The organism is Salinivibrio sp. EAGSL (genome assembly GCF_013366455.1).
GTDB classification, from domain to species: domain Bacteria; phylum Pseudomonadota; class Gammaproteobacteria; order Enterobacterales; family Vibrionaceae; genus Salinivibrio; species Salinivibrio costicola.
In genome coordinates this window covers 108,338-120,899 of sequence record NZ_JABWMG010000004.1, presented here as the reverse complement: position 1 = coordinate 120,899, position 12,562 = coordinate 108,338, and the positions used below count along the sequence as shown (strand labels likewise).

Genomic DNA, 12,562 nt, shown 5'->3' with positions numbered 1-12,562 from the left:
CGACTATGCCGCACCACGCTAACTCCGTTTTACGTTAAGGCCATGCATGGCACCCTCGTCTATCTGATACTAAGCTCAATTCAAGATGTGGATTTTATCGATAGGCAAATGACGATGACAGCCGAACAACTCCGTGCGTTATACCGCCAACAGCTTTTGATTGAAGCGCTTGTTGAGCCGTCGTTAGATAATGAAGGGTGGGTGGTTGAATGCCGCCATGCTGCGGGAGGCTTGATGGCATTGACGAATGCCGACGGCGTTGAGCAGTGTTTTCTCGATATCGATCAAGCGACCTTGAATGCATTAGAGATTGGTTTTCAGCAAGTGCGCATTATCGACTAATCCCGCGACCCCGCTTAAGCACTCCTTTCTACACATGGTATCTTACAAAAAGTTATAAAACATTCACATCTATTCTTTATTGTTATTAACTGGTGAGGTTACGCTAGCATTTACGCAATGTTAGCAAGGAATGTCGTCACCATGTTACTCAAGGATCTCTCCGGGTTAACCAGCCCGCTTAATGATCAGCAAATCGGCCAGTTGCAACAAGCGGTGGCGGAGTTGTCGCCGCAGCAGCTGGCCTGGATCAGTGGTTATTTTTGGGGGTTAAGCCAAACACCTGCCGGTGAAGCGGTGGCACCCAAGACCATGCCACAAACCAGTGCCGCGCCCAACCACACCCTGACTATTCTGTATGCCTCGCAAACGGGTAATGCCAAAGGCGTGGCGGAGGCGTTGCATCAAGAGGCCGAGGCAGCAGGGATCCCAGCCAAGTTGGTTGCGACCGATAACTATAAAGGCAAGCAGCTGGGCAAAGAAACCCACTTGGTGATAGTGGCTTCCACCAATGGTGAAGGCGAGCCGCCTGATAATGCCATTGAGCTGCATGAATTTTTACAATCTAAAAAAGCGCCTAAGCTTGACCATCTTCACTACGCCGTTTTGAGCTTAGGAGACTCGAGTTACGAGTACTTTTGCCAAACAGGTAAAGATTTTGACGCCTTTTTACAAAAACTCGGCGCTAAGCCCATGGTCGCCCGTCTTGATTGCGATGTGGATTATGAAGCCACAGCCAGTGCCTGGCGCGAGCAAACCTTAGCCGAGGTCAAGCAACAATTTCAGGCCAGCGGGGACGCGCAAGTGGTGCCACTCCATCAAGCCACCTCGCACGCTAAATATACTAAGCAGTCTCCTTACACAGCCGAACTACTCACCTGTCAGCGTATTACTGGACGTGGGTCAGATAAAGCGGTTTACCACATTGAATTTGATCTGGATGAGTCCGGCATTCAATACCAACCGGGCGATGCCTTGGGGGTGTGGTATCAAAACGATCCTGTATTAGCCGATGCCATTTTAGCCCAAGTAGGACTGAGTGGTGACGAGTCGGTAGCGGTGGATGGCAGTGCCGTTTCGTTGCGCGAGGCGCTGATCACTGACTATGAAATCACCGCTTCTAACCCGCAGCAGATCACTGCGCTGGCGGCGTTGTCGGAAAGCGACACACTCACCGCCTTGACGGAAGACAAAGCTGCACTGCGTGAGTTTGCCAATCGCACTCAGCTCATTGATGCATTGACGCTGGCCGATGTCACTCTCAATGTCGAGCAATTTCAATCGATATTGCGCCGGCTTACCCCGCGTTTGTACTCAATTGCTTCCAGCCAGGCAGAAGTAGAAGACGAAGTGCACCTCACCGTCGGGCTGGTGGAGTATCAGCATGAGAGTGGAGCGTCACGCCAAGGCGGCGCATCGAGCTTTCTCGCCCACCGCGCGGCGAAAGCGGAGACAGTAAAAGTGTTTGTTGAGCATAACGATAACTTTAAGCTTCCTGATAACGATGCCACCCCGATCATTATGATTGGTCCAGGCACCGGTATTGCCCCATTCCGCGCCTTCTTGCAAGAGCGAGAGCAACGGGAGGCACAAGGTGACAACTGGTTGTTCTTTGGTGATCGCACCTTTACTGATGATTTTCTCTATCAGGTTGAATGGCAGCAATACCTTAAATCTGGCCTACTCACGCGGATGGATGTGGCCTTTAGCCGTGATCAGGCAGAGAAAGTGTATGTCCAGCATCGGTTACGCGAACGCGCTGAAGCGGTATGGCAATGGCTATCAAACGGTGCCTACCTCTATGTGTGTGGCGATGCTAACCAAATGGCGAAAGATGTCCATGAAGCGTTAATCGAGATTGTCCAAACACAGGGTCAGCAAAGCCGTGAGCAAGCCGAAGCCTTTATTAACGAATTGCGCAAAGATAAGCGCTATCAAAGGGATGTGTACTAATGAGTGAGCAGAAATTTGCGGGCGATACACTGGGCCCACTGGCCGATAATGAACGGCTAAAAAAAGACAGTGATTATTTGCGTGGCACCATTGATCACGACTTGCAGGATCCGATCACGGGTGGTTTTACCGATGATAATTTCCAGCTGATCCGTTTTCACGGCATGTATCAGCAAGATGATCGCGATATTCGCGCGGAGCGGCAAAAACAAAAATTGGAGCCACTGCATAACGTGATGCTACGCGCGAGGATGCCGGGCGGGATCATTACTCCTAAGCAATGGTTAGCGATTGACAAGTTTGCCCGCGAAAGCTCGCTCTATGGCAGCATTCGCCTGACCACGCGACAAACTTTTCAGTTTCATGGTGTCCTAAAGCCTAACATCAAGCTCATGCATCAGACCTTGCATGAATATGGTATTGACTCGATTGCTACTGCTGGGGATGTGAACCGTAATGTGTTGTGTACCTCTAACCCAGTGGAGTCCGAGCTCCATCAGCAAGCCTATGATTGGGCAAAACGCATCAGCGAGCACTTGCTGCCTAAAACTCGCGCTTACGCAGAGATTTGGCTCGATGGTGAAAAAGTCGAAGGCAGCCAAGATAAAGAGCCGATTTTGGGTGAGCGTTACTTGCCGCGTAAGTTCAAAACCACGGTGGTGATCCCGCCACAAAACGACGTGGATGTGCACGCCAACGACCTTAACTTTGTCGCCATCGCCGAACAAGGACAGCTGATCGGCTTTAACGTCTTAGTCGGGGGTGGGCTGGCGATGACCCATGGTGACACTAACACCTACCCGCGCCGCGCAGATGATTTTGGTTTTATTCCGCTTGAACATACGTTGAAGATTGCTGAGGCCGTGGTCACCACCCAACGTGATTGGGGAAACCGTTCGAACCGTAAAAATGCGAAAACCAAGTACACCCTTGATCGTGTTGGCGCGGATGTATTCAAAGCGGAAGTGGAAAAGCGTGCTGGTGTAATATTTGCGCCAAGCCGGCCTTATAGCTTTACTGGTCGCGGTGATCGCTTGGGCTGGACCAAAGGGATTGACGGTAAATACCACCTCGCCCTATTTATCGAAAATGGCCGCTTGCGTGATACACCAGAAAAGCCGCTCAAAACCGGCATGGCAGAGATCGCCAAGGTACACCAAGGCGATTTTCGAATGACCGCCAACCAAAACCTGATCATTGCCGGGATCCCTGAAGCGCAAAAAGACGAGATTGAGGCGTTAGCGCGTCGTTATCGGTTAATTGATGATGCGCACAGTGTACAGCGCACGAATTCGATGGCGTGTGTTTCCTTCCCAACCTGTCCACTTGCCATGGCAGAAGCGGAGCGCTTTCTTCCCGATTTTGTCACCGAAGTGGAAGCGATTCAGAAAAAACACCAAGTAGAAAACGATCCGATTGTTTTACGGGTAACCGGCTGTCCCAATGGTTGCGGCCGCGCGATGCTGGCAGAAGTGGGTTTGGTCGGCAAAGCGCCAGGGCGCTATAATCTGCATTTAGGCGGAAATTGGGAAGGTACCCGAATCCCCAAAATGTACAAAGAGAACATCACCGATCGTCAGATCCTTGACGAGTTGGATCAGTTGATTGGTCGCTGGGCAACGGAGCGTGAAGTGGGTGAGCACTTTGGTGATTTCTTGATCCGCCGCGAGGTGATTGCCCCCGTGCATGTATCTAAGAGGGATTTTTATGCTTGAAACCGTTCAACCTAATGCGACGTTAGCCTTGGCTGACATTGCCGCGATGAATAAAAGCCAGCAAGCCTTGGCATTGGCGGAGGTCAATGCCACCTTGGAGTCACTTTCGGCGCCTGAGCGTGTGGCCTGGGCACTTGAGCATCTCGAGGGGCAATGTGTTCTGTCGTCCAGCTTTGGTGTACAGGCAGCGCTTATGCTTCATTTAGTGAGTCAGGTGAAATCCGACATTCCGGTGATCTTAACCGACACGGGCTACTTATTTGCCGAGACTTACCGGTTTATCGATACCTTAACTGCACGGCTTAACTTGGATTTGCGCGTCTATCGTGCTGAGCTTTCCCCCGCGTGGCAAGAAGCGCGTTACGGCCAACTCTGGGAGCAAGGCGTGGAGGGGATCAGCCAATATAATCAAATCAACAAAGTTGAGCCGATGAAGCGTGCGCTGCGAGAGCTAAAAGCCGGGACCTGGTTTTCTGGGCTCCGCCGAGGTCAATCTGACTCTCGTGCTAATTTGCCGATACTCAGTGTCCAGCATGGGGTGTTTAAGTTCTTGCCTGTGATTGATTGGTCGAACCAACAGGTCGATGACTACCTGCGCGAGCATGACTTGCCTTATCATCCATTGCGCGAAAAAGGCTATGTGTCGGTGGGGGATGTTCATACCACCCAGCGGTTAGAACCGGGCATGCGTGAAGAGCAAACACGGTTTTTTGGTCTCAAACGCGAGTGCGGCTTGCATGAGGACGACTTAAATGATGGTTCGGAGATATAGCCCCGTCGGGAATAGCCTCGTCGAGAATAGCCCCGCCGAGAAAGAATGTAACTAACTCTCGGCCCTTAAATAGTGTCACCTTGTGATGGCATTTTTTTGTTCAATTTCACTGAGTTTGTCTACTCTTTAACTGAGTAACTCATCAGCCGTGGCGTGTTTTGTGCTATAAATAGCGGGTAAAGCTAGGAGGCAGTGAATAAGAGCCTAATACTTTTATTCGCAACGTGTCACGGATGCGCCATTAATGTGACCAACAGTGAATCTTATGAACAAAAAACTATCTTTAGTCGCGCTTGCCGTCGCCGGTGTCGTTGCCATTGGCGCCCCGGCGGTCATTGACTATACATCAGCAGCTCCCTCCACGTCTGATGCTAACCAGCGTTATATGGGGCACGGCAACGGCTGGCTGGAAGTGAACACGGCCACTTTTGCTAACAATATTCAACGTGTTCAACAGCAAGTCAGTGAAGGGACGAAAATCTGTGCCGTCATGAAAGCGGATGCCTATGGCAATGGTATTGCAGGCTTATTGCCCACCGTGATTGCAAGTGGTATCGACTGTGTTGGTATTGCCAGTAATGAAGAAGCTCGGACGTTGCGCGAAGGCGGCTTTACCGGAGAGATCATGCGTGTACGGACCGCGACCTTGCAGGAAATGGAAAGTGCATTAGCATTGAACATGCAAGAGCTCATTGGCTCGGCAGAGCAAGCCGAGCAAATGCGTGAGTTAGCCGACAAGCATGATATTACCATTCCGGTCCATATGGCCTTTAATGCCGGAGGTATGGGGCGTAATGGTATTGAGATGAACGAGGAATCTGGCAAACAAGTTGCGGTGGATATCGCTACCGACCCACGCTTTAACGTCGTCGGTATCATGACTCACTTTCCTAACTATGAAGCGGAGTATGTTCGTAGCAAGTTAGGACAGTTTACTGCGAACAGCGAATGGCTAATAGAGGAAGCTGGGCTTCAACGTGAAGACGTATTGCTGCACGCGGCGAACTCTTTTGTGACCCTGAATGTTCCTGAAGGCCATCTTGATATGGTTCGTCCGGGAGGCGCCTTGTATGGCGATCAGCCCACTAACCGTGAACTGCCACCGATCATGAGCTTTAAAACTAAAGTGGCCTCTGTGCATCACTTGCCTGAAGGCAGCACCGTGGGGTATGACAGTACCTATACGCTAAAGCGTGATTCGGTGTTGGCGAACCTACCGGTGGGGTATTCGGATGGTGTGCCACGTAAAATGGGCAACAACGCTGATGTCTTGATTCAAGGTCACCGAGTCCCCGTGGTCGGTGTTTCATCCATGAACACCATTATGGTCGATATTACCGAGATTGCGGATCAAGTGATGCCAAACGATGAAGTGGTGCTCTTTGGTCAGCAAGGGGAGGAGACCATTGGCGCTGAAGAGTATGAATCGAGTGCGGATGTGATCTTCCCTGAGATATACAGCTGGTGGGGCGCGGTCAACCCACGTGAATACGTGCAGTAATCAGTACAAAAAAAGCGATGCCGATTGGCATCGCTTTGCTTGTTATTCAAGCGCTGATCCGTTTTACAGGATATCAAGCAACTCTACTTCAAATACTAATGCAGCAAATGGCGGGATTGCTGCGCCAGCACCACGCTCGCCGTAGGCCAGATCTTGTGGTACATACAGTTTCCACTTAGAGCCAACCGGCATCATTTGCAGGGCTTCCACCCAACCTTTAATCACGCCAGTCACTGGGAACTCGACCGGTTCGCCACGCGTAACTGAGCTATCAAAAACGCTGCCATCGATCAGTTGGCCATGATAGTGCACACGTACCTGCTTATCGCTGGTTGGGATGTCACCGTCGCCTTGTACCAGCACTTCGTACTGTAGGCCTGATTCGGTTACCGTCACTTCATCACGTTTGGCATTATCAGCCAAGAAAGTATCGCCTTCTGCGGCTTGTGCTTTTGCAGCTTCTTGACGAACTTCTTCCGCTTTTGTGTGAAGCTCACGCAATGCGTTATTAATGTCATCAATTTCGATCTCTGGCATTTCGCCAGCTAAGGCCGTGCTGATGCCTTTGGCAATCGCATCGACGTTTAAACCTTCAAGGCCACTGCCCGCAAGTTGTTGGCCCATTTGTAGGCCGATGCCATAGCTGGCCTTCTGTTCGACGGTTTCCAGTTGTACGTCAGACATAACGTCTCTCTTTTGTGGGTCAATAAAGTGTGAAAGGATAACAGGTGATGGATTCGTGGGTAAACTTTTGTGCCAAAAAGGCGTCCAATGTGAGGACAAAACAACAATATATGCGCGGAGTGGCAATGAAGTTAACAGCAATACTAGCGCTCTGGGATAAACTGCGTGCGAAAGGTGGAGACAAACTCACCACTGTTTTAGAGCAAGCGGCGACGTTAAGTCGTCACAGTGCGATGCTAACGCGAATACAACACGCGTGGCGCCACCTGCCTCGTCTCCACCGGCGACTGTTGATGATCCTGGTTCCCGTCGTTGTGGTATTGGCCTTACTTCCTAGCCCCACGCCGCCTGAGTCGTCATCGGATAAACCTGTGCGCCAGGCGCGACAGCCGGTTGCGATCAATCCAGATGCGAGCCGTTCGTTATCATCGTCAACAGCTCCATCGTCAACAGCGTCACAAAACGCATCGTCAGTGGCTGACTCTGCGACGTCACAGAAGGCCTCAACCGCAGAAGAGAGCGCTTGGACACGTCATCAAATTGAGTCTGGTGATACCTTGGCCAAAGTGTTCCGACGCTACGATCTCGCCTTAACGGACTTGTATTCGATTGCCAATATTGAAGGTGAAGGCAAACCTATCAGTCGCATTCAGCCTGGCCAATGGATTCGTTTTAAACGGACATCCAGTGGCGCGCTAGATATATTGCAGATCGAAACGGAGAAAGGTCAATCCGCACTGTATTTTCGCCTTTCTGATGGCGGTTTTGCCCGTCAACGTTAGTTTCTTGAAACCGTCAATCTAACCGAAGGCATTGATAGGTGGTGCTTTCGGTCTCTTCCCTGTCTTTTATAGTCCTTACTCTGTCTGTTTTTTGCGCAATTTTGTGATTAAAGTCGCTGCAGCACGATTTTTAAGCTATTTTTTATAAATCAGTCAATACGGCTGGATACATTGCATCATTGAGGCGGAAAAGGGACAAATTGCGGTTAAGGGTGTGAATGCCTGCCAAACAAGCCAGTGTTGTATGACATACTTTTTACGAAAATAATGAGTCTTTCATCACACTTTGGTTATTTTTTGTGCTAGTATTCGCGCCGCTGTGTAGGACAGACACGCAAGCCCGCCTCAACATGGATGTCTAGGCATTAACACGCTAATCACTAATTTGTTGAGGACTCGCTTTTCCATGTTGAAAAATCTATCTATTGGCAAAAAGTTTACCGCGGCTTTTTCCCTCATTGGTATTGCTGTCGTGATCTTTGGGTTTTACATCTTCACCCAAGTCAGCGGCATGCGCGATAATATGCTGAACTTTACTGACGACACCCTTCCCGCAGTGCTTGAGATCGAACGACTTAGCGAAGAAATCGTTCGTATTCGTCAGGATCAGTATGCGGTTCTTACCTTTAGTGATCCGGCAGAGCGACGTGAAATCTTGGGCGAGATCGATGTTATGAAGCGCGATTATAGCCGTGCTCTCGACGCCTACCAGGAGACGCTTTGGTACGATGATGAAAAAGCCGTTTTCAGTCGTATCCAGAACAATTGGGACAAATATAATCAAGAGCTCAGTGCTTTTCCTGACCGTGTTGAAGACGGGCAACTGACCGCAGCACAACAAATTTTATCTAAATCATTTGGTACCTTCGGCCAGTTAGATAAGTCCTTAACGGAAATGTCTGAGTTGATGCAAGGCTTTATCGTTAAAAACCGCACCTCGATGCTTAGCCAGGTTTCCACGGTGAGCATGACTATTATTGGGGTACTGCTTGCGGTAATCGCCTTTATGATTGTGGTGGCAGTGGTGTTCACTCGAGCGATCATCAATCCGTTGCGTTTAGTGATGGAGCAGTCTTCTGCGATTGCCGATGGTGATTTGAGCTATCAATTGGATCGCAGCCAGATTGGTAATGATGAAATGGGTAAATTGGCAGACTCAAGCATCGCCATGCAAGATAGTCTGCGCACGCTGATTGAAGAAGTGATTGCCGCGGTAACCCAATTGAGCAGTGCAGTCGAAGAGGTCAGTGCCGTATCGAGCCAAACCTCAAGCGGGATGCAAAGCCAGCAACATGAAGTATCACAAGTGGCGACCGCGATGGCGCAGATGAAAGCCACCGTTGCCGACGTGGCGCAGAATACCGAAAGCTCATCCACCGCCGCCAACGAAGCGAGCGAGCAGTCCCGTATGGGGGCGCAAGACATCGATGGCATGGTTGCTTCGATTCGCAAAGTAGCAGAGGACATGCGTCAAACGGGCAATACCGTGAGTGAGCTCGATCAGCAGTCGAAACAAATCAACATGGTGGTGGATGTTATTCGTGATATTGCCGAGCAAACCAACTTACTGGCGTTGAACGCGGCAATTGAAGCAGCGCGTGCTGGTGAATCGGGCCGTGGCTTTGCGGTGGTGGCCGATGAAGTGCGTACCTTAGCGGGCCGTACCCAAGACTCAACGGGCGAAATCACCACCATCATCGAAAAACTGCAGCAACACGCCACGCAAGCGCGCAATGCCACTACGCAAAGCTGTGAAAGCATTGAGCAATGCGTAGAGCAGGGCGACCAGGCTCAACAGCTGGTGCGTGGGATTGAAACCTCAGTGGAAAACATCGCTGATATGGGCATGCAAATTGCCAGTGCCTGTGGCGAGCAAGACTCGGTAGCGGATGAGCTAAGCCGTAACATTGAGCGCATCAATGATTCGTCACAAGAAGTCGCTGGCGGTGCTGATCAAACCGCACAAGCCTGTAGCGAGCTCAGCCAGTTGGCGCAATCACTGCAAACGACCATGCAGCGCTTCCGTCTAACCAAATAGGTCTTACCGCCAATAGATGAAAACAAAATCCCGCTGATTCAGCGGGATTTTTTGCTTTAAACGGCGGATGCGTCACTCACCGATAAACGCATATCAATATGGGGGATCCCATCTTCTAAGTAGGCGTCGGAAAACGCCGAAAAGCCATGGGTTTGATAAAACCGCTGTAAATGTGTTTGTGCGCCAATCTCAATATCATCATGTGGCCAATGTTGCTGGCAAGCCTGAATCGCGTGGCGAACCAATTGATGCCCCCATTGACCGTTTCGGTGAGCGGGCGCAACGATCACACGGCCAATGCTGGCGCCTGAGTAACTTGCACCTGGTGCCAGCACACGGGCATAAGCCGCCAGCTCGCCATTCAGCCAGCCCATTAAATGCAGCGTCTCTGGCGCGGTGTCGAGCGCATCAAGCTCTGGGTAGGCACAGGCTTGTTCCACTACAAACACATCTACCCGTAATTTCATCAGTGTGAATAAGGTGCGCGTATCAAGCGCGTCAAATGTCACGATTTGCCAATCCATACCAAAACTCCAAAGGGGAAAGTAAAAAAATACCGCAGACAGGCTGCGGTATTCAAAAGCTATTTAGTGGGTGTCGTTAACCAGCTACTGACGAGGCTGGCTTAAATCAACATGATAAACGCCAAATCCCACTTCATCAGTGCCTTGGCGGCGCATTGACCATTGGCCTTTTTGCTCGATAAATTGCGCCGCTTTCTCGCTTGGTGAGGTTTCAAAGCTGACCACAGCGTCGCCTTCGATAGGCGCGATGGACCAGTTGTTATCCGCACTCACTGTGACTTGGCCTTCTTCTTGACTCACACGGCTGATGTAGTTGGCGACCACGGTACGGTTTTCATCCGGCGCGGCAAAGGCGATATGGTCGCTGCCGGTGCCTGGGAACTTACCACTATAAGCACGGTAATTGTTGGTCGCTATCAGGAAGGTTTGCTCAGGGTCAACCGGCTCACCTTGATAGGTCAGGTTGATGATTCGCGACGCGTCTGGATTGACCTCATTGCAATCTCCGTCGTAGCGGGCAGGCTTGGTGATATCAATCTGATACTCGACACCGTCAATGACATCAAAGTTATAGGTGCGGAATCCATCCCAGTTCACCAGTGACTGGGGCTGCTCTGTGTTGGGATTGATTTGGTTAAACTGGCCGGCACTGCACTCTAGCCATTGGGTAAGCTCGGCACCAGAGACTTTCAGTGCCACCAAGGTATTCGGGTACAGATAAAGATCGGCGGCGTTACGGAACGTCAGTTGGCCCGCCTCCACTTCGGTAAAGTTGCTCGGATCGTTTTTGCGACCACCGGCTTTAAAAGGCGCGGCGGCAGACAGCACCGGCAGATCGGCTAAGTCAGGGTCCCCTTGAATCATGCGCTCGACATAGTCTTGCTGTGCGAGGTTAACGATTTGTACGGTCGGATCGTCTTGAAGCAGGGCCAAGTAGGAATACATCACATCATTAGCTTGACCAATTGGCTGATTGACGAAATCTTGTGTGGCTTTATGGTCTGACTCCACAGCCTTAAGCAAAGCTTCATCGGCCTCGACTAAGGCCTTGTTATTCGCCTGATCAAAAATCGGACGCGCCTGAGCCTGACTGTCAGTGACTTGCCATTGACCATCGACTTGCTCGAGCGCCAGATCTATTACACCGACATGGCTGCCCCAGCGGCCGGCCATCACACTGGCCACACCATTGATCGTGCCTTTATCGATATCCGCACCGGGAATATTGGCGAAGTCTTCTCCAGGGAAGACGGCATGTGAATGACCAAAGGCAATGGCATCAATGCCGTCGACATCCGTGAGGTAATACACAGAATCTTCTGCCATCGCTTTATACGGCGCTTGTGAAATACCTGAGTGAGGAATAGCCACGACCACATCGGCCCCTTTGGCTTTCATTTCCGGCACTAACTTTTCTGCGGTTTGTTTAATGTCTTTGGCGATCACCTTTCCTTCGAGATTGGCTTTATCCCAAGTCATTATCTGTGGCGGGACAAAGCCGATATAGCCGACTTTGATGGTATGGGTGTCACCGTCTTCGTCTTGAAGTTGATAATCTTTAATCAGGTAAGGGTCAAAGTAGTGCTCACCGCTATCGGCATCAAACACATTGGCGTTGATATACGGGAAGTTGGCGTCGTTAATCGACTCTTTTAAAAACGCCAAACCGTAGTTGAATTCATGGTTACCAATATTTCCCACTTCATAGTTAAGCAAGTTCATCGCTTTGTAGACTGGATGCACTTCCCCCGGTTTAATGCCTTTGCTCGCCATGTAATCGCCCATCGGGCTGCCTTGGATTAAGTCACCATTATCGACCAATAATGCATTCTTTGCTTCGTCGCGCGCTTGTTTGACCACGGTTGCGGCGCGTACCAAGCCGATTTTTTGTGACGGCTTGTTTTTGTAGTAGTCGTAATCCATCACATTAGTGTGAATATCGGTGGTTTCAATCACACGCAGGTTGATGGTGTCGGCAAAAGCACTGCCAGATGCGGCAAATAAACCGGCAACCACCGCGGTGGCGACAGCAGAAGGAAGCAAACGCATAACAGGATCTCCAAGTGAAAAGTGTGCGTTAGTTATCAAGCGAGTGAATTATGCCGTTTATTGTGCATATGAAGCTGTGCGCTTGATCGGCTTTATCGAACTGTTTCAACGATCTGAAGCAGTGATTGAACGCTTTGCGATCTCGGTCATTATGAGATTGCTCAGGATCTTCGCGGATTCGTCATTCCTAAAGCACCAAAAAGAA

At 50.4% G+C, this 12,562-nt stretch carries 10 protein-coding genes; 7 read left to right on the top strand and 3 right to left on the bottom strand.

The window, feature by feature from the left end; all coding sequences use genetic code 11:
- The first annotated feature begins 114 nt into the window (after positions 1–114).
- The 5 genes from HLG76_RS03805 to alr all read left to right on the top strand — a co-directional run bounded on the left by HLG76_RS03805 (position 115) and on the right by alr (position 6,280).
- The gene (locus HLG76_RS03805) at positions 115–342 is read left to right on the top strand and encodes a hypothetical protein (RefSeq protein WP_021023512.1); all 228 of its coding nucleotides are present in this window, start codon (positions 115–117) and stop codon (positions 340–342) included.
- 141 nt (positions 343–483) lie between these two features.
- Positions 484–2,292, top strand: coding sequence for an assimilatory sulfite reductase (NADPH) flavoprotein subunit (locus HLG76_RS03800; protein WP_175993111.1), 1,809 nt, complete (start codon positions 484–486; stop codon positions 2,290–2,292).
- Positions 2,292–4,007 (top strand): assimilatory sulfite reductase (NADPH) hemoprotein subunit, encoded by a 1,716-nt coding sequence (gene cysI, locus HLG76_RS03795; protein WP_175993092.1) that lies wholly within the window; start codon positions 2,292–2,294, stop codon positions 4,005–4,007. The genes HLG76_RS03800 and cysI overlap by 1 nt, the downstream gene beginning before the upstream one ends.
- On the top strand, positions 4,000–4,779 hold the full coding sequence (locus tag HLG76_RS03790) for a phosphoadenylyl-sulfate reductase (RefSeq protein WP_021023515.1): 780 nt from the start codon (positions 4,000–4,002) through the stop codon (positions 4,777–4,779). The genes cysI and HLG76_RS03790 overlap by 8 nt, the downstream gene beginning before the upstream one ends.
- Before the next feature lie 265 nt (positions 4,780–5,044).
- Positions 5,045–6,280 carry an alanine racemase gene (alr, locus tag HLG76_RS03785; RefSeq protein ID WP_175993091.1) on the top strand — a complete coding sequence of 412 codons (1,236 nt, stop codon included), beginning with the start codon at positions 5,045–5,047 and terminating at the stop codon, positions 6,278–6,280.
- Positions 6,281–6,343: 63 nt separating this feature from the next.
- On the opposite strand, the gene HLG76_RS03780 is transcribed toward alr, so the two are convergent.
- Positions 6,344–6,964 carry an FKBP-type peptidyl-prolyl cis-trans isomerase gene (locus HLG76_RS03780; RefSeq protein ID WP_021023517.1) on the bottom strand — a complete coding sequence of 207 codons (621 nt, stop codon included), beginning with the start codon at positions 6,962–6,964 and terminating at the stop codon, positions 6,344–6,346.
- A gap of 125 nt (positions 6,965–7,089) precedes the next feature.
- Between HLG76_RS03780 and HLG76_RS03775 the strand changes: the two genes are divergently transcribed.
- Both HLG76_RS03775 and HLG76_RS03770 read left to right on the top strand, forming a co-directional pair.
- The gene (locus HLG76_RS03775; protein WP_175993090.1) at positions 7,090–7,746 is read left to right on the top strand and encodes a LysM-like peptidoglycan-binding domain-containing protein; all 657 of its coding nucleotides are present in this window, start codon (positions 7,090–7,092) and stop codon (positions 7,744–7,746) included.
- 406 nt (positions 7,747–8,152) lie between these two features.
- Positions 8,153–9,784 (top strand): methyl-accepting chemotaxis protein, encoded by a 1,632-nt coding sequence (locus HLG76_RS03770; RefSeq protein ID WP_175993089.1) that lies wholly within the window; start codon positions 8,153–8,155, stop codon positions 9,782–9,784.
- 56 nt (positions 9,785–9,840) lie between these two features.
- On the opposite strand, the gene HLG76_RS03765 is transcribed toward HLG76_RS03770, so the two are convergent.
- Together HLG76_RS03765 and cpdB are read right to left on the bottom strand one after the other, a co-directional pair.
- Positions 9,841–10,308 carry a GNAT family N-acetyltransferase gene (locus HLG76_RS03765; protein ID WP_077459992.1) on the bottom strand — a complete coding sequence of 156 codons (468 nt, stop codon included), beginning with the start codon at positions 10,306–10,308 and terminating at the stop codon, positions 9,841–9,843.
- An 84-nt stretch (positions 10,309–10,392) separates the two neighbouring features.
- Complete coding sequence (gene cpdB / locus HLG76_RS03760; protein ID WP_175993088.1) at positions 10,393–12,357, bottom strand: 2',3'-cyclic-nucleotide 2'-phosphodiesterase; 1,965 nt, start codon at positions 12,355–12,357, stop codon at positions 10,393–10,395.
- Between the last annotated feature and the right edge of the window lie 205 nt (positions 12,358–12,562).

Excerpts from the sequence above, each read along its gene's own strand:
- HLG76_RS03790 (WP_021023515.1), top strand. The coding sequence starts at position 4,000 with ATGCTTGAAACCGTTCAACCTAATGCGACGTTAGCCTTGGCTGACATT.
- HLG76_RS03805 (WP_021023512.1), top strand. The coding sequence starts at position 115 with ATGACAGCCGAACAACTCCGTGCGTTATACCGCCAACAGCTTTTGATT.
- HLG76_RS03770 (WP_175993089.1), top strand. The coding sequence starts at position 8,153 with ATGTTGAAAAATCTATCTATTGGCAAAAAGTTTACCGCGGCTTTTTCC.
- alr (WP_175993091.1), top strand. The coding sequence starts at position 5,045 with ATGAACAAAAAACTATCTTTAGTCGCGCTTGCCGTCGCCGGTGTCGTT.
- HLG76_RS03765 (WP_077459992.1), bottom strand. The coding sequence starts at position 10,308 with ATGGATTGGCAAATCGTGACATTTGACGCGCTTGATACGCGCACCTTA.
- cpdB (WP_175993088.1), bottom strand. The coding sequence starts at position 12,357 with ATGCGTTTGCTTCCTTCTGCTGTCGCCACCGCGGTGGTTGCCGGTTTA.
- HLG76_RS03800 (WP_175993111.1), top strand. The coding sequence starts at position 484 with ATGTTACTCAAGGATCTCTCCGGGTTAACCAGCCCGCTTAATGATCAG.
- HLG76_RS03780 (WP_021023517.1), bottom strand. The coding sequence starts at position 6,964 with ATGTCTGACGTACAACTGGAAACCGTCGAACAGAAGGCCAGCTATGGC.
- cysI (WP_175993092.1), top strand. The coding sequence starts at position 2,292 with ATGAGTGAGCAGAAATTTGCGGGCGATACACTGGGCCCACTGGCCGAT.
- HLG76_RS03775 (WP_175993090.1), top strand. The coding sequence starts at position 7,090 with ATGAAGTTAACAGCAATACTAGCGCTCTGGGATAAACTGCGTGCGAAA.